Below are 16,879 nucleotides of genomic sequence, written 5' to 3'. Positions count from 1 at the left end.
GGTGCTGGGTGCTATAGCATGAGCACCATCGCTGAATTTTACAGCTATGAACTACAGGAATTTTTAGTCCTCCCAAGGATCACTCATTCTTGGTGCTTTTTTCTTGTTAATCCTCTAACTTTCCGAGGTCAGTATATTGAATCCTTCACAACCCTCTAAGCGGCGGCTCATGAGCGCCATGGCAGTGCTCATGGTGCTCATGCTTGTTGTCGGCGTAATTACGTATGGTGCCGGTGGTGCAGCTTATGCTGAGGATATTGAAGATTCCTCTACCACTACGACCTCGGAGACTGAGAGTGAAAATACTGAGGCTGTACAAGACACTAAGCCCAGTAGCTCTACTACGTCCTCCCCTTCCGTAACTAAGACTCCCTCCAGCACCTCCCGGGCTCCTCAAGCTCAGCCCAAGGAGACGCAGACGCAGGTGGAGTCCACGAAGGGGACGGAGACTGTAGAGACTACCTCGAAGGAAGAGGAGGACGCCGCTGAGGACGAGGCCAACTCCGAGGACGAGGAAAATTCCGAATATGAACCGGCCACTAAACCGCAGCTGAGGAGCCTGAATCGCAAGCCCCGCGCGGCAGGCGATCCCTACCAGAAGCTCTGTGGTCAGCGAGTAGGCATTCTCGTCGACGTATCTGGTTCGACTGTGAACTTCGTAAGCCAGTATCAAGACGCACTTCGTGCGGTCCGAGATAACCTGGCCGGTACCGGCTCTGAGGTCGGGATTCGACCCTTCGCCACTAATTCACCCGCGCTGCCCGGTAGGGGATTTACGCCGCGGGAGCTGGATGACGCCGGAGTAAAAGAACTCAATACGTTTATTGATAATCTCGGCAAGGAATGGCCGCAGTCCAACGAACTTCTTAGCTCGAATTACAGTATTGCACTGCAGAGCGCCCTTGGAAGAGGATACGACGAGATTATCGTTATTGGCGATGGTTTTATTGAAAACGGTGGTCTCGTTCCAGGTAGGAGCGGAACGTATAGCGGTCGCGTCTTTGATTCCTTTAACTATGCCGACCAACTACGCCAAGAGGGTACTCGCGTTGTGGCCCTAAAAATGGGTGATGTCGATACCTCAAATGGTAACGTTTACTGGTCTGATAGTACTTATCGCCTGAATAATTATTTCCCAGATTCCCAGACTCCCCCGCCCGGTTTTGAACGTGGTGAAGACGGTGCGGTGGAAAAAAAGAATGGCAGGCAGCTCACGACCGTTAAATGGAGAACGGTTGAAGGTGAAGTTGGCAGCCGAACCGCTTATGGTGATGGGCGTCGCTCGGACCTTTTCGTCAGGTGGAAATTCACAAGCCCAGAGAAGTATCTTGGCCGCGTCGCGGACCGGGTGGTGAACAGTGACTACAACCAGCTGGCCGCGGACCTCGGTGAACTCACCTCGGGCTGTGTGGGCACAATCAAGATCCACAAGAAGATCGTCGATGCCAATGGCAAGGTGGATAATAAGGCCGATACCGGCGGTTTCACCTTCCAGGCGGATCGTGCTCTCGTCAACGATCGGGAACAGCGCAATGTGCGCCAGTCGACCGGCAATGACGGTGTGACGACGTTCAACTATCCCGTTGCCAAGAACGGAACGGCCACCATCACGATCCAAGAGATCTTGGATCAAAGTTCTGCCTACAAGCTGCGCCCGCAGGATGTCGCCGGCAACAAGAAGACCGTCGCCACCTGTAAAGTGCTTAACGCCGGCGACGACATCAACGTTAGCTATGGCAGTGGCTCGGGCCGTGTGGTGAAGTCCGATGTATCCAAAAATAGCTTTAGCATTAGCGGGCTAAAGGAAAAGGATATCGTCGACTGTACTGTTCATAACACTGCCGGTGAGCCTGAGCTGAGCATTGCTAAGTCGGCCAGCACCGAGCCGCGAGTGATCACCAATGACGGCCAAGAATTCCAGGCTACCTATCAGGTGGATGTGAAGAACAGTGGTACCGCAGAGGGAACTCCCGAAAGCATTCGGGAACTTCCGGCGGCACCGCAGGGACTGCGCATCCTTCGGGTAGAGGTGGAGAATCCCGAGAACGAGGATAATTCACTGATCAAGAAGCCTATTCAACTTAATAAGGACGGCTCCGCGTGGGTTCTGCCCAAGAGCGCTATGAAGCCCGTCCCCGCCAAGCAGACACGCTCCGCCAAGGTGAATGTGATCTACCGCGTGGAGAAGATGGCCGATCTTCAGGGCAACCTTGAGTGCCCGGACGGTGGCCTGACCAACCGCGTGGAATTGGATGGCGACAACAACGCCGAAGCGTGTGTCGGCCTCTCCATTCCGAGTGTGGGGGTGGTGAAGTTCATCAACGGTGAAGATGCAGACACCCGCGAAGAGGCAGCCACCACTACCGGCGGCGGTGACACCACGATCACCTACGACATCCGTAATGATGGAACTGCTCCTTTGGAGAAGTTCACCATTACTGATGAGCGCTTGGACCCGGATACCGGTAACCCGGCTGGGGCCATCGTCCCCGAGGGACTCACCTGTAACCGTGATTCCCGCGTGGAGAAGCAAGGCGACACCATCACGGTGATCCCCAACGAGCCCCTGGCTAATGGGCCCGTCATCACCTGCACCTGGACCTCTGCCAACCTGGCAGCAGAGCCCGGCGAGTATCACGCGAACCGGGTAACGGTGTCGGCTAACGCGGCAGCGCCAGGTGACCAAAAACTCGAAGAAGGCGACATCGCACCGGTGTCCGCAACGGATGACGCGTGGTTGTTCACGCTGCCCGTTCTCACCGGCAACATGCCACTCACCGGTGGCAAAGGAGTCTGGCCATTCCTGCTCGCAGGCCTAGCTTTGGCTCTCGGAGGAGCATTCGCTCTACGTCGCAAGACAGCATAGAGCCGGTGCACTCAGCAGATACTGGCTACGACCACAAGAACAATAAGGAGTGACAATGCAGATCGACCGTCCCCGGTGCAATAGCGAATGACATGGGCACCGCCCAGCTCATTCCCTCGCTTTCAACAGATGATGGCGAGGAACAGCTGGAAACATCCCGTCACCACTCAACGGCGGGACCACCCCCTCGCCAACCATTAGGTGCTAGCACCCTGCTACACCTGATACTTTCTCTCAATCTTTAAGGATTTTTTTATGAATAAGTTCGCACGCAGCGCCTTCGCTGTTGCCGCCTCCGGCGCCCTCGTGTTCGGCTCCGCTGGAATCGCCGCCGCACAAGGTAGCGCAGGGGACGAAACGCCCAACTCCGGCGTTGAAGAAGGCCAGACCAACGAGCAGTGTGAAGGCATCGTCTGTGGCTCCATGGAAGCTGCTAAGGAAGCCGGCATGCAGCTGCACGTCCACAAGTACGATAACGCCAACCCCGGTGAGCGTGGTAACGGCACCCAGATCGACGATGCCAGCTCCCTTGGTGAGCCCCTCAACGGCGCAACCTTCAAGGTGGAGAAGGTCGAAGGCGTTGACCTGACCACCAACGCCGGTCAGCAGAAGGCCGAGAAAATCGCTAAGGGCAACGAGCAGCCTTCCGGATTCACCGAGGTCGGCACCAAAACCACCAGCAACGGCCAGGCTGTCTTCGATATCAAGGAGATCGGCCTCTACCGCGTCACTGAGACCGGCGCTCCGACCGGCTACGAGGCGGCCGACAGCGAGTCCGTGCCCTTCTATGTGGCTATGCCGCTGACCGATCCGGATAACCGTCAGGGCTTCCTGCGCGAGGTACACGTCTACCCGAAGAACAAGAAGCAGGAAGACGTCATCACCAAGTCCGTGAACGACGCCAACGCCATCAAGGCAGGCGGTACCATCACCTATGATCTTGCTGCCAAGGTTCCTTCCGGTTCTGAGTTCACCAAGGTCGTACTGACCGATAAGTACCCCTCTGCCCGCCTCGAGAACCCTGTTGTTCAGCAGGTCACCCTCGGTGACGACACCCCACTTACCGAGGATACCGACTACACCGTCAGCACCGACACCGCCGGCGAGGTCGTTATCACGCTGACCCCGGCCGGCATCAAGCAGGTCGCAGGCAAGGAGGGTGACGCCCGCAAGGTGCAGGCCAAGATTGACTTCACCGTCAAGGAGAATGCGGACGGTGAGACCGGTCCGATCAAGAACAACGCCTCGATCACCACCTCGACCGATGATGATCCGGGCACCCCGGTTGAGATTCCGGAAGACAATCAGCCGGAGACCTACTACGGTAACGTGACGATCAACAAGACCAACACCGCTGGTGATGGTATTGCTGCAACCTTCGACCTCTACACCTGTAATGCGGATAAGGTGATTTCCGAAGACAATCAGGTCACCGAGGGCATCGAGGTGAAGGAGACTGGCACCACCATCAAGGGCCTGCACGTGAACGACTACGTGAACGGCGAGGCTAAGGAAACCGACCCGACCGGCTACTGCCTCGTTGAGACCAAGTCTGCCGAAGGCTACGAGCTGCTCGCTGAACCGCACTACTTCACTGTCGAGAAGGGCGAGGGCGATACCGTTGCTCTTTCCTCTGAAGAGATCAAGAACGTCGAGGACAACGCTGGCTTCGACCTTCCGCTCACCGGTGGTCGCGGTGTCACCATGCTGTTGGTTCTCGGTGGCGTGCTGATCGTGGGTGGCGGCGCTTACGCCTTCTACTCCAACCGTCGCCAGAACGCTGCTTCCTAATAGGAGCTAGCCACAACGGCTGACATCTCTTTTGGGGTCAGAGACTAAACAGACCCCACCTAAACGTGAAAAATGTAATTTCATAGCCCGCTATCAATAACTAGTGAAACTTAAGGAGGCGCCGTGACTACTATCGTTAATTCGGACGCGCCGAGGCCGACACAGGCACGTGCGGGGTCGCTCCGGCGCCGCCTCGTTCCTCTGATCATCATCTTTCTTGGGCTTGCGATCCTCAGTTATCCCGTGGTCGCCACGTATATGGCGAACTCGAAGCAGAGCTCAGCCGCACAGGCCTACTCTCGGACAATCGTGGATAAGACCACCCAAGAAGAACGGGACGACGCCATTCGTCGAGCACACGAGTGGAACGACCAGCACGCAAACGGTCCAGTGCTCGATCCATGGCTCGCGCGAATCGATAGCTCGAATGCTCAATACCAGGAGTATTTGCAGCAGCTCGACCTCGCCGATGTCATGGGCCGCATCGTCATCCCGAAGATCAAATCCGACCTCCCGATCTACCACGGAACCGATGAGGAAACCCTCAATCGTGGTATCGGGCACCTCTATGGCAGTTCCCTCCCGGTAGGCGGGGAATCCACGCACACCGTACTCACCGGTCACACCGGGCTATCCCACGCAACGCTGTGGGATAACCTCACCGACGTGGAAAAGGGAGACGGGATTTACCTCAGCGTCTCCGGCCAAAAGATGAAGTACGTGGTGAGCGATATCAACGTCGTTCTTCCCGACGAAACCGATCTCCTCAAGCCAGAAATTGGCGCAGACAAGATCACCCTCATCACCTGCACCCCCTACGGCGTGAACTCCCATAGGTTGCTGGTTACTGGCCAACGGGCACCGTTGGATGATGAAGAAGCCAGCCAAACATTGGAACAGACCTACACACCGTGGCAATGGTGGATGTCGCTGGTTGCGGCAGTCATCGTGGCCGTGCTCATCGCAACGTTCGTGTGGATCATGAAACAGCGCCGGCGCGCCGCCGGACAAGGAGAGTAAGAGTATGCCCACCACTGCTCAACACCGCCTGCACAGTATCTGCGGCTGGATCATCGGAGCACTACTTCTCGTAGTCGTGTGTGCACCACACGCGTGGGCTGCCGACACACCGCAACCCTCCATTATCGATCCCAACCGCACCGGTGAACTCACCGTCCACAAGGCGCTCGGCGATCCGCTCACCCAGTTCGGCGATCCCACCAACCCCGATGCGGACCTCAGCAGGGAACCGATCGAGGGCCTGAAATTCCAGATCCAACGGATCGAGCGGGTCGGGAAGAAGGATACTGACCACACGCCGATTGAAATAGACCTCACGACGAACGAAGGCTGGAGCGCGCTCGAAGGCACCACTATTGCTGATTACTTCGAAGGCAGCGGGAAAGACGTAAAGTTTGGCCGAGCTCGCACCGCCACCACCGATGACAACGGTGTGGCACATTTCAGCGAACTGCCCATCGGCGCCTACCTCGTCCAGGAATTGCCGAGCGCTGCACAAAAGAATTCCGTATCTTTGGTGAGCCCCTTTATCGTCACCATCCCGACGACGAATCCCGACAACCGCAGCGAATGGACCTATGAAGTCGAAGTCCACGCCAAGGACCAGCGGATCATGGCGAATAAGGATGTCTCCGCAACGTGTATCGAAGCTGGAGACACTATCACCTATGGAATTTCCTCCACCACTCCGGCTCCCGATCACAATGGTGTGATCCACCGCTTCGAGATCGCCGACCCGATCTCTCCAGAACTGTCCATCAAGCTGAATTCGAAGGTAAGCATTCAGCGGCCCGGTTGGGATCCCGAGAAGCTACACGCCGATGAAGACTACTCGGTCGTGCTCACCGGCGGTGTGGCAGTGCTGAAACTCCAAGACAAGGGTTTGGAGAAGCTCGCCAAGCTCCGCAGCGGCAATCCTGAAACCACTGTCTCGTGGACCTTCGAAGCTGCGGGCTCCGCCGAGGCCACGGGCCAGAAGATTCACAACCGCGGTTACGTCCTCGTCGAGGGATACCCGCAGTTCGATCCCCTCACCACTCCGGGTGTGCGCACGAACCGCGTCACCACCCAGGTGGGGAACTGCACGCCCGCCACCTCGACCCCGACCAGTAAACCTGGCACGGATTCCCAAGGCAGCAGCGGCAGCTCCGGCCCGCTCGCCAGCACGGGTGCTAGCGTGATCGGCCTCGTGATCGTTGGTACACTCCTCGTGGCCATCGGTACCTGGCTCAGCACCCGCCGAGGACGCTCTGAATAAGAGCACATAAACCGATACTCGCACTGCGGCCGCTTCCCCACAAAAGGAAGCGGCCGCAGTCGTATGTTCAGCGTTCTTCCCACAACAGCGAGAGCCGAACCCCGCCCGAGAGGCGGGGTTTAGGCATCATCGGTAATGGGGGTGACGGCCTTGGCGGCGCGGCGGGCATGGGTGCGCGCCTCCTCCACCGTTTCCGCGGTGGCCAGCGCCACTCCGAGGCGACGCCCAGGATAGCTATCGGCTTTACCAAAAAGACGAAGATCCACCTCGGGGATACTCATGGCCTCAGAAATGCCGGTATAGCGCACGGCATGGCCATCCTCTGCGCCATTAATCACCGCCGCGGCACCAGGCGAGGTGAGCGTGACATCGACAAAAAAGCCCATCACGGCCCGGGCATGCAACTCGAATTCCGAGAAACGCTGCGTGGCCATGGTGACCATACCGGTATCGTGTGGCCGCGGCGCCACCTCCGAGAAGTACACATCCTCGCCCTTCACAAAGAGCTCGACCCCAAATACCCCGCGCCCCGAGAGCGCATTGGTAATACGGGCGGCAATAGAGCGCGCCAGATCACGGGTGGATTCCGACATCGGGGCGGGCTGCCAACTCTCCAGGAAATCACCGCTCGATTCGGCGCTATCACTGGCGCGCCCAGCACTCATGGCGCCCAATTCTGCGACCTCTCCCAACCGGGTATGGCCAATAGGCTCACAGAACCACGTGGCCTCAGAATCCGAATAGGGGTCCTTAGAACGCACGGTGAGGATCGTCACCTCATAGTCAAAGTCCACGAATTCCTCGGCGATCACCTGTGCCGGGCCACCATCGATGGCATCCAGCGCGTTCGCCCACGCCTGCTCTACATCCGCCATCTCCCGCACCAGAGTTTGGCCGCGGGCGGCGGTGCCCTGATTGGGCTTCACCACACAGGGCAGACCCACATTGAGTACAGCCTGTTTCAGCTCCTCTAGGGACGTGGCAAAGGCGAAACGACAGGTCGGCACACCCAGCTCATAGGCGGCGAGCTGTTTGAGTGTTTCCCGCGAATTCGTCATCTTCGTGGCATGAGTAGAAGGCACCACGGTCGATAGGCCCTCGGCCTCAATACGCTCAAGAGTGGCGGAATCCACCTGCTCGGTCTCGGGCACGAGATAGTCGGGGCGTACCCTATTCACCAGCTCGTAGAGCGCCTCACCATCGCGCACATCCAGCACATAGGCGGCGTGGGCCACCTGGTGGGCGGGGGCGTTTTCATAGCGGTCCACGGCGTGCACCTCTACCCCAAGCCTTTGGAAGGCGATGGCCACCTCCTTGCACAGTTCGCCGGCTCCGAGCAGCATCACTTTCGTGGCGGTATCGGAAAGGGCGGTACCGATCCAGTCCTGGGAATACACGCAGTGCCTCTTTTCCACACGGGTCGTAGGAATTAATGAGCTCTATTCTAGTGGGCGTGAGCGCAATGGGAAGAAGGCGCCGACACATAACGTAGGCAGAAAACAGTCGGCGGGGTAGAGTTTAAACATGGCTTATCACGCAGATTCAGCGGATCTACCCGAGAAGGAAATCCTCACCTGGGACGGTTTCGGCCGCGCTTCCCGCGAGCTCGCCCAGACGGTTGTCAATGACGGTTTCACGCCAGACATTATTGTGGCTGTCGCCCGCGGCGGTCTCGTACCGGCTGGGGCGCTGTCCTATTCCATGGGCGTTAAGCTCTCCGACGCCATCAACGTGGAATTCTATACCGATGTGCACGAAACCTTGCCGGATCCGGTTCTGCTGGAGCCACTGCTGGATATCGAGGCGATTAGCGATAAGAAGCTGCTCGTCGTCGACGATGTCGCCGACTCCGGCCGTACCCTGTCCCTCGTGCTGAAACTTTTGGCCACCCACGGCGCCGATGTGCGCTCCGCGGTGCTCTACGCCAAGCCCACTAGCGAAGTAGATCCCACCTATGTGTGGAAACGCACCGCCGAGTGGATCGTGTTCCCCTGGTCCGCGGAGCCGCCAGTGGAGGCCGAATAACGGCCACCGTCGCCCCTGTCCTGATTGCGCCCTGCACCCTTCATTGCGGTGCGGGGCGCGCTGCGTTGCGCATAAGAAAACCCCGCATCCTCCAGTGGGGGAGTGCGGGGCGTGGTGCGTGCCAGATAGTCTCTGGCGCGTCTTAGCTGCGTCCGAGGCCGGCGAGAGACATGAGCTTCGCCACGGCGTAGACCAGCGCGGCGGTCAAACCGATACAGCCGCCGGCGGAGAGATGAAAAACCACGGCTATCGCCAGCCCACTCAAGCCCATGATGATGCCCATCACGGGCGAAACGAGCAGCAAGGTGCTGGGGCGGGTGGCAAAGATCGCCACCGTGGCTGCAGGAGCGGCCAGCAGGGCGATGGACAAAATGGTGCCCACTGCCGGGATCAGCGCCACCAAGGTAAGCACGATGAGTGCGCTGATCAGTGCCTGCGCGAGGCTGCGTCGATGCGCTACCCCGAAACCAGCCGGATCGAAAGCAAAGAACACCAGCCGTCGCCAGCCGCCGGCGAGCACAATGATCACGCTGGCGAGCAGGATCAGCGCGAGAGTCACATCGGTGCGGGTCACGGTGAGCACGCTGCCCACCAGGAAGCTCTCTACCTTGATCGGTAGCGGCGCGAAGAGCTTATTGAGGAAATAGCCCAAGGCGAAGCCGGTGGTGAGCACGATTCCCGCCGCGGATTGGGAGGTGCCCACCCGCGAGAGCGAAAACAGAGCACCAATGGGCCAGCACATCACCAGCGCGCCGATAAAGAGCGCGAGCGATAGCTGGGAATGGTTCAAGCCGAAGGCGGCACCGATAATCACGCCCACGACCGCACCGGGAAAGGTGGCGTGGGTGATGGCCTCGGCAAAAAAGATTTGCTTATTCAACAGGGCGAGGCTGCCGACCAAACCGGCGAGCGCACCCACTATAACGAGCTCCACAATGGGAAGCGTGAGAATGTCGAGCATGAGTGGCTCACCTCCTTGTCACGGTGCGGCTGCGACGATCCTGCAGCAAACGAATGATGAGAAAAACGAAGTACATGGCCACCACAGACAGTGCGACGACTGCCTGGGGCGAGATCGGCCCGAGCGGAACCAGGCTCAACCCAATGACGCCCGAAACCACCGAGATACCGATGGCGAGGGGAATCATGTGCTGGACGCGGTGCACCACCAGCCGCGCTGCGGCGCCGGGAACGATGATGAAGCCGATCACCAGCAGCACACCGATGGCGGCGGCGGAGGCCACCACCACGGCGGCGATGGCGGCGTTGATCGTGAGATCCACGATCCACAGATTCACCCCAGCAGCCTGGGCACCATCGCGGTCAAAGGCGGTAAACACCTGGGTGGACCAAGTGGCGATGAGCAACGCGAGTGCCACGGCGAAGACTAGGAGCGCCGTGGTGAGGCGGTCATCGGTGATTTCAAGGAGGCGGCCGAACATCAGCGCCTCTAACTGCCCAGAGCGATCTCCCTTATAGAGGGAGATGATCACGCCGAGCGAAAAGAAACCAGTAAGCACAATGGCCACCCCGGATTCGCCGACGCGGGCGCGGGAGACAAGGGTGAGCACAATGGCCACCACCACCGCCACGGCCGAGGCGGTGGGCACGATCATATCGATCCCGCCGAACACCGCTCCGGCCACCACTCCGGGGAAGATGGCGTGCACGCTGGCCTCGGCATTGAACTCGAGGCTGCGGAGGTTCACAATAACCCCCAGCACGCCACTAACTACGCCAAGGGCGAGCAACAAAATGAGGGGCCGAAACATGAAAGGGGCCATGCCCACTTGGTGAGCTAGCTCAGTCCACATAGGCCGCAACTCCCTCAGTCACCGGTCCGAACTGCGGGGGATTCAACAGCGCCAGAACGTTATCGCACGCCCCCTCTGCCAGTTCATAGTCGTGGGTCGAAGCGATCAGGGCCGTGCCGGTGCTCTTGAGCTCGTTGAGCAGCTCCAACAGGATCTCGCGATTGGCCGTATCGAGGCCATTGAAGGGCTCGTCGAGCAGCACCAGATCGGGTTGGGCCACAATGGCGCGTGCGAGCAGCACGCGCTGTTGCTGGCCGCCCGAGAGGCTGCCGAAGTGGGAGCCGGCGCGGTCGCCGAGGCCCACCTTCTCTAGGGCAGCGCGCACCCGGCGCTTGTGCTTACCCAGCGGTTGGAAAAAACGCAGCTGGGCAAGCACCCCCATGGCCACTACGTCGAAGGCAGTGACGGGGAAGGTGCGATCAATATCAGCTGTCTGCGGCACATAGGAAATACGGGGGGCCTGGACCTCCAGCTCGCCGGAACACAGTCGGGCAGTGCCGATGATGCCGCGCAGCACCGTGGTTTTACCGCAGCCATTGGGGCCGATGAGGGCTAGGCCCTCGCCGGCGTTGACATGGGCGGTGACAGAATCGACGACCGTTGCGCCGCCGTAGCTGAAGGAGGCGTCGCGGAGCGACACGATCATTGAAGCTGCTCCGGCAGTTCAGCGACCTGGCCATCCCATGCATCCACCAAGGTGTTCACGTTGTGCTTGATGGAGCCGATGTAGGTCTCGCCATCAGTGCCGGCCGGGCCGAGCGAGTCGCCATAGAGGGCGTCATCGCCCACCACGGCCTTGACTCCGGCGGCCTTAGCGACAGCCTCGATGGACTTGGAGTTATTGGAGTTCTCCGCGAACAGCACGGTAGCGCCAGACTCCTTCACCGTCTCTGCGGCTTCGTTGATGTGGCTGGCGGTGGCGTCCTGCTGATCGGAGAAGTCGCTCAGTGCGGCGCCAATGAAGTCCACGCCGTACTCCTTAGAGAAGTAGCCGAAGGCATCGTGGCTGGTGAAGAGCACTGGGTTGTTCACGCTGCTGATGGACTCGCGAGCCCACTGATCCAGCTGATCGAGCTTGGCGTTGTAATTCTTCACATTTTGCTGGATTTCTTCCTTCAGCTCAGTGTTGCCGCGCTCTTCGGCTTCCTTTTCCAAGGCGTAGCCGATGTTTTCCACCTGGATCTGAGCGTTCTTCGGAGAGGTCCACACGTGCGGATCGTAGGTGAACTCTGCCTCCTCGCCGGGCTCCGGGGCGAAGGGCCACGGGGCGACGTCCACTCGGGCGATGCCGCGGTCGATGTCATAGCGGCCGCTGGCGGACTTCTCCAGCTCCGACTCCCTATCGGTCGGGGCCTCATCCACATCGCTGGCGGTGAGCACGCCGGTGGTGACCAGCATGGTGCCGGAGAACTCGCTGGAATCGATGGCCGAATCGAGGAAGTGCTCGAGGTCAACGCCGTTGACCATGATCAGATCAGCCTCGGAGGTCTTGACGAGCTGCTCGTGGGTCATCTCCAGCTGGTGTGCTGTGGCATTCGGTGCCAGCAGGCAGGTGAGATCCACCTGAGAGACCTCAAGCTGCTTCACATAGTCACAAATTTGGGTGGTGGAGGCCACCACCTTGATGTCGTCATCTGAAGATTCGGACTCGGAGCTGCAGGCGGCCAGGCCGCTGCCAAGAAGGGCAGTGGAGGCCACAGCTGCGAGTACGCGCCTTGTGTAGATGTTCATGGTTGTCCCATCGTGTGGAGGAAATCAGTCAAAGTGTTGCCGATGCCGCCCAGTGACACATCGCGGCGGAACGTTCATCGACCTTTAAATTTTTGCACACTGATAGCCTAAGTTCAATGCACTGAACATTTATGTGCAGGTGTGTTTCCTCACGTACACACAAACCCCCGCCCCTCCGGAGGGAGGAACGGGGGCGAGGTGCGGTGAGTGTATTAGGACTCGAGCGGCTGCGGCTCGATCTTCCATACCTCTTCTGCGTAGTCGCGGATGGTGCGGTCAGAGGAGAAACGGCCGGAGGAGGTGATGTTGATCCATGCCTTCTCGGACCACGCCTGCTGATCGGCATAGTCTGCGGCCATGCGGTCGCGGGTGGCGCGATAGTCGGCGAAATCGCCCAGCAGGTAGTAGACATCCGCCGGCTCCCAGTTATTGGAGTTCAACAGGGACCAGTGGAGATCGTGGAACCAGCCGGAGCCGGAATCGTCCAGAGTGCCGTCGACAAGCGCATCGAGCACCCGCTTCAGCCCGGGCACAGTTTCATACTCGTGCCGCGGGTCATAGCTCTTGCGCAGCTCGGGGAGCTCCTCTTCCGTGGCGCCAAAGATATAGGCATTCTCATCGCCCACCGAGTCGAGGATCTCCACATTGGCGCCGTCCAAGGTGCCCAAGGTGAGCGCGCCGTTCATCATGAACTTCATATTGGAGGTACCCGAGGCCTCCTTACCGGCGGTGGAGATCTGCTCGGAGACATCGGCGGCGGGAATGATCTTCTCGGCGGGTGAGACGTTGTAGTTCTCCACGAATACCACCTTGATGGTGTCATTCACTGCGGGATCATTGTTCACCATGCGGCCCACCTCGTTGATGAGCTTGATGATGGCCTTGGCGCGCACATATCCCGGGGCGGCCTTGGCGCCGAAGATGAAGACGCGCTTCGGCACCTCCAGCTCCGGGTTGTCCTTGATGCGGAAGTACAGATCCAGCACATAGAAGATATTGAGCAGCTGGCGCTTGTACTCGTGGAGGCGCTTGATCTGCACATCGAAGATGGCGTCCGGGTCGATCTCCATGCCGCTGCGGTTGCGGATCCATTCCGCAAACTCCACCTTATTGGCGTGCTTGATCTCGCTCAGGCGCTGGTAGATCTCCGGGGTGCCCTTATCGCGATAGTCGGCGAGAACATCCAGCTGCCGCACCCACTCATCCGAGCCGGTAACCTCGGTGAGCAGCGCCGATAGGCGCGGGTTGCACTGGTTGAGCCAGCGGCGCGGGGTGACACCATTGGTCTTATTGTTGAACTTCTCCGGCCAGATATCGTGCCACTCGCTCAGGGTTTCGCGCTTGATGATCTCGGTGTGCAGGGCGGCCACGCCATTGATGGAGTAGGCGGCATAGCAGGCGATCCACGCCATGTGCACCGAGTTATTAGATACCGGCGCCATGTAGTCGATGGTTTCCTGGGACAGGCCGCGCTCGGCCATGTCGATGCGGAAGCGGCGATCGATCTCGCGCACGATCTCCATGATGCGCGGGAAGAGACGATCAAAGATCGAGCACTCCCACGTCTCCAGGGCCTCGGCCAGCACCGTGTGGTTGGTGTAGGCGAAGGTCTCGGACACGATATCCCAGGCCTTCTCCCAGCCCATGCCGTGCACATCCATGAGCAGGCGCATGAGCTCTGGGATGCCCAGCACCGGGTGGGTGTCATTGAGCTGCACCGAGTTGTACTTCGCGAAGGTGGACAGATCACCGTGCTGGGCGACGTGGTTCTCCACGATCTCCTGCAGAGAGGCGGAGACAAAGAAGTACTGCTGGCGCACACGCAGCACCTTGCCCTCGAAGGTGGTGTCATTCGGGTAGAGCACGCGCGAGATGTCCATCACGGCTTCGCGGCCCACGATGGCGTCGGTGAAGCGCTGGGAGTTGAAGGCATCGTAGTCGAACTCCTGCATCGGCTCGGCCTTCCACAGCCGCAGGGTGCCCACATTGTCGGTGCCATAGCCGGTGATCGGCATGTCATAGGGCACGGCACGAACCTGCATGTCGTTATAGCTAATGATGCGCTGTTCGTGGATGCGGCGAATGATGAAGGGATAGCGCTCCTCCATCCAGGAATCCGGGTGCTCGGTCTGGAAACCATTATCGAATTCCTGCTTGAACAGGCCATAGCGGTAGAGAATGCCATAGCCCACCACGGGCAGGTCTTGGGTGGCGCAGGAATCCAAGAAACACGCAGCAAGACGCCCCAGGCCGCCATTGCCCAGTGCGGCGTCCGGCTCCTCCTCCAGTACCTCGGAGAGGTTCAGGCCATAGTTCTTGGCGGTGGCGGCGGCCTCATCGAACAACCCCAGGTTGAGCAGGTTATTCAGCAGGGCGCGGCCCATGAGGAACTCGGCAGACAGATAGTGCTGCCGGCGACCCTTCTTATATAGCTCGGTGGTGGCTGCCCAGTTCTCGGCCAGGGCGTCCATCACCGTGGCGGACAGGCCCTGCCAGAACTCCATGGTGGTGGAATCGGTGGGGGTGCGGCCAGATACCGAGCGGATATGCCCGCCGGCTGCCTCGTGGAATGTCTGCGTCATCTCTTAATAACCTTCTCTCACACTATGGGTAAATCAACGCAGACCACCTTAGCTGAGAGCCAGCTACTTGTAGAGTTGTCGCGAGCCGCAGGCCCATGGATATTACCCAGCTCACAACCGGCGACGCGGCGCCACCGACGAGCAGCGCCCGCCACCACCTCCGCAAGGGGCAGTGACGGGCGCGATATGAGTTGTGGCTGATGCCTAGATCTCGTATTCGGGGTGGGCATGGCGCACCATGTCATCCCACTCCACAATCTTCTTGCGCTCGCGGCCCTCGGCCTCGCCGGCGGCGCGCTCGGCGGCATCCAGGTTATGCCAGCCCGTCCAGGTGGTATAGGGCACCTTGCGCTCCTCGAGCAGCTCAATAATGGCATCCTCGCCCGGGTGGGCGGGGGCCTCGAGGGTGCCGGCCTCATAGTCCTCGAGCAGCATAGCGGTGGTTTCCTTGGCATCGGACTTGGTATTGCCGATCAGCCCCACGGGGCCGCGCTTGATCCAGCCGGTGGTGTACAGCTTCGGCAGGGGCTCGCCGGTCTCGGAGTCCAGTACGTGGCCGCCATCATTGGGGATCACCGCGCGCTGGGAGTCGAAGGGCACATCCTTCACCTCATCGGAGCGATAGCCGATGGCGTGGTAGACGGCCTGGGCCGGCCACACGGTGAACTCGCCGGTGCCGGTGACCCCACCATTGCCGTCGAGCTGCATGCGCTCGGTCTTGAGCCCGCTCACATGCCCATCCTCGCCGAGGATCTCCACGGGGGATTCGAAGAAGTGGATATAGAGCTTGTGCGGCGCATCCTGGGGATCGCGGATGGCGTACTGCTCCAGGGTGGAGCACACCAGATCCTGCGACTTGGAGGTGCGGCGGGCCTCGATGGAGGCTTCGTCGTAGTCAATATCCTCCGGGTTCACCACAACCTCGATGGTGGGGGAGTGATCCAGCTCCTTCAGTTCCAGCGGGGTGAACTTGGCTTGGGCGGGGCCGCGACGGCCAAAGATGTGCACCTCGCGGGCCTGGTTGGCCTTGAGGTTGGCATAGACATTGTCCGGGATCTCGGTCACGTGCAGCTCATCGCCGGTCTTCGCCAGAATGCGGGCGATATCGAGGGCCACATTGCCCACGCCGATCACGGCCACCTGCTCGGCGTCGAGGTTCCAATTGCGCTCGAAGTCCGGGTTGCCGTCATAAAAGCCCACGAACTCGCCGGCGCCATAGGCCTCGGGCAGATCCGCGCCGGGCACTTCGAGCGCGCGGTCGCCGGTAGCGCCGGTGGAGAAGATGATGGCGTCATAGAAATCGCGGAGCTCATCGACAGTGACGGTGCTGCCCACCTCGATATTGCCGAGCAGACGCAGCTGCGGCTTATCCAGCACGCGGTGCAGCGATTGGACGATGCCCTTAATGCGCGGATGGTCCGGGGCCACGCCATAGCGGATCAGGCCGAAGGGGGCGGGCATCCGCTCGAAGAGGTCGATGGAGACCTCGTGACCGGACTTCATGAGCAGGTCAGAGGCGTAAATGCCGGCGGGGCCGGCGCCAACTACGGCGACGCGAATCGGGCGAGACATCGTATCCTTCACTTGTGCTGGTTGGGGGCGTTATCTGCGGCGTCGCCGGCGCAGAGAAAGGGTGCGGCGGCGACGCTAATCCGCATTTACCTTACGCTGGGCAAACACAAACTGCCAGTGGCCTGCGTCGTGGCGTGTCAGGCAAGCCTCACTCCGCCATGGTGTGTGTTTTGCCACAAATATAGTGTGGGTCGGTGCGTGCACTCGGCTGATATGTCCA

The 16,879-nt window shown here is 59.9% G+C and carries 12 protein-coding genes; 5 read left to right on the top strand and 7 right to left on the bottom strand.

The features are described 5' to 3' along the window. Window positions 1-424 precede the first annotated feature (424 nt). From KRX12_RS05315 to KRX12_RS05300, 4 genes are all read left to right on the top strand, one after another. The gene (locus tag KRX12_RS05315) at window positions 425-2,866 is read left to right on the top strand and encodes an LPXTG cell wall anchor domain-containing protein (protein WP_218365981.1); all 2,442 of its coding nucleotides are present in this window, start codon (window positions 425-427) and stop codon (window positions 2,864-2,866) included. Between the two features lie 255 nt (window positions 2,867-3,121). Next, window positions 3,122-4,657: a SpaH/EbpB family LPXTG-anchored major pilin gene (locus tag KRX12_RS05310; RefSeq protein ID WP_218365980.1), complete on the top strand. Its 1,536-nt coding sequence runs from the start codon at window positions 3,122-3,124 to the stop codon at window positions 4,655-4,657. Window positions 4,658-4,780: 123 nt separating this feature from the next. After that, window positions 4,781-5,677 (top strand): class C sortase, encoded by an 897-nt coding sequence (locus KRX12_RS05305; protein WP_218365979.1) that lies wholly within the window; start codon window positions 4,781-4,783, stop codon window positions 5,675-5,677. Window positions 5,678-5,681: 4 nt separating this feature from the next. Next, on the top strand, window positions 5,682-6,935 hold the full coding sequence (locus KRX12_RS05300) for a SpaH/EbpB family LPXTG-anchored major pilin (RefSeq protein ID WP_218365978.1): 1,254 nt from the start codon (window positions 5,682-5,684) through the stop codon (window positions 6,933-6,935). Window positions 6,936-7,054: 119 nt separating this feature from the next. Here the strand turns inward: KRX12_RS05300 and KRX12_RS05295 are convergent, their stop codons facing one another. After that, window positions 7,055-8,332, bottom strand: a complete 1,278-nt coding sequence (locus KRX12_RS05295) for a phosphoribosylglycinamide formyltransferase 2 (protein WP_218365078.1) — start codon at window positions 8,330-8,332, stop codon at window positions 7,055-7,057. A gap of 127 nt (window positions 8,333-8,459) precedes the next feature. On the opposite strand from KRX12_RS05295, the gene KRX12_RS05290 reads away from it, so the two are divergent. After that, window positions 8,460-8,960, top strand: a complete 501-nt coding sequence (locus KRX12_RS05290; RefSeq protein WP_151530152.1) for a phosphoribosyltransferase — start codon at window positions 8,460-8,462, stop codon at window positions 8,958-8,960. A gap of 142 nt (window positions 8,961-9,102) precedes the next feature. Here KRX12_RS05290 and KRX12_RS05285 read toward each other — a convergent pair whose 3' ends face one another. The 6 genes from KRX12_RS05285 to KRX12_RS05260 form a co-directional block, all read right to left on the bottom strand. Beyond that, on the bottom strand, window positions 9,103-9,921 hold the full coding sequence (locus KRX12_RS05285; protein WP_218365079.1) for a metal ABC transporter permease: 819 nt from the start codon (window positions 9,919-9,921) through the stop codon (window positions 9,103-9,105). 7 nt (window positions 9,922-9,928) lie between these two features. Next, window positions 9,929-10,774, bottom strand: a complete 846-nt coding sequence (locus KRX12_RS05280; protein ID WP_218365080.1) for a metal ABC transporter permease — start codon at window positions 10,772-10,774, stop codon at window positions 9,929-9,931. Then, on the bottom strand, window positions 10,764-11,420 hold the full coding sequence (locus KRX12_RS05275) for a metal ABC transporter ATP-binding protein (protein WP_218365081.1): 657 nt from the start codon (window positions 11,418-11,420) through the stop codon (window positions 10,764-10,766). Before KRX12_RS05275 ends, KRX12_RS05280 begins: the two co-directional genes overlap by 11 nt. After that, complete coding sequence (locus tag KRX12_RS05270) at window positions 11,417-12,505, bottom strand: metal ABC transporter substrate-binding protein (RefSeq protein WP_218365082.1); 1,089 nt, start codon at window positions 12,503-12,505, stop codon at window positions 11,417-11,419. The genes KRX12_RS05275 and KRX12_RS05270 overlap by 4 nt, the downstream gene beginning before the upstream one ends. Before the next feature lie 212 nt (window positions 12,506-12,717). Further along, window positions 12,718-15,087, bottom strand: a complete 2,370-nt coding sequence (locus KRX12_RS05265) for a glycogen/starch/alpha-glucan phosphorylase (RefSeq protein WP_218365083.1) — start codon at window positions 15,085-15,087, stop codon at window positions 12,718-12,720. Between the two features lie 204 nt (window positions 15,088-15,291). Further along, window positions 15,292-16,659 (bottom strand): FAD-dependent oxidoreductase, encoded by a 1,368-nt coding sequence (locus KRX12_RS05260; RefSeq protein WP_218365977.1) that lies wholly within the window; start codon window positions 16,657-16,659, stop codon window positions 15,292-15,294. Window positions 16,660-16,879 lie beyond the last annotated feature (220 nt).

It is taken from the genome of Corynebacterium sp. TAE3-ERU2, from assembly GCF_019209955.1.
Lineage (GTDB): Bacteria > Actinomycetota > Actinomycetes > Mycobacteriales > Mycobacteriaceae > Corynebacterium > Corynebacterium megadyptis.
This window is presented reverse-complemented; position numbering and strand designations above follow the sequence as displayed.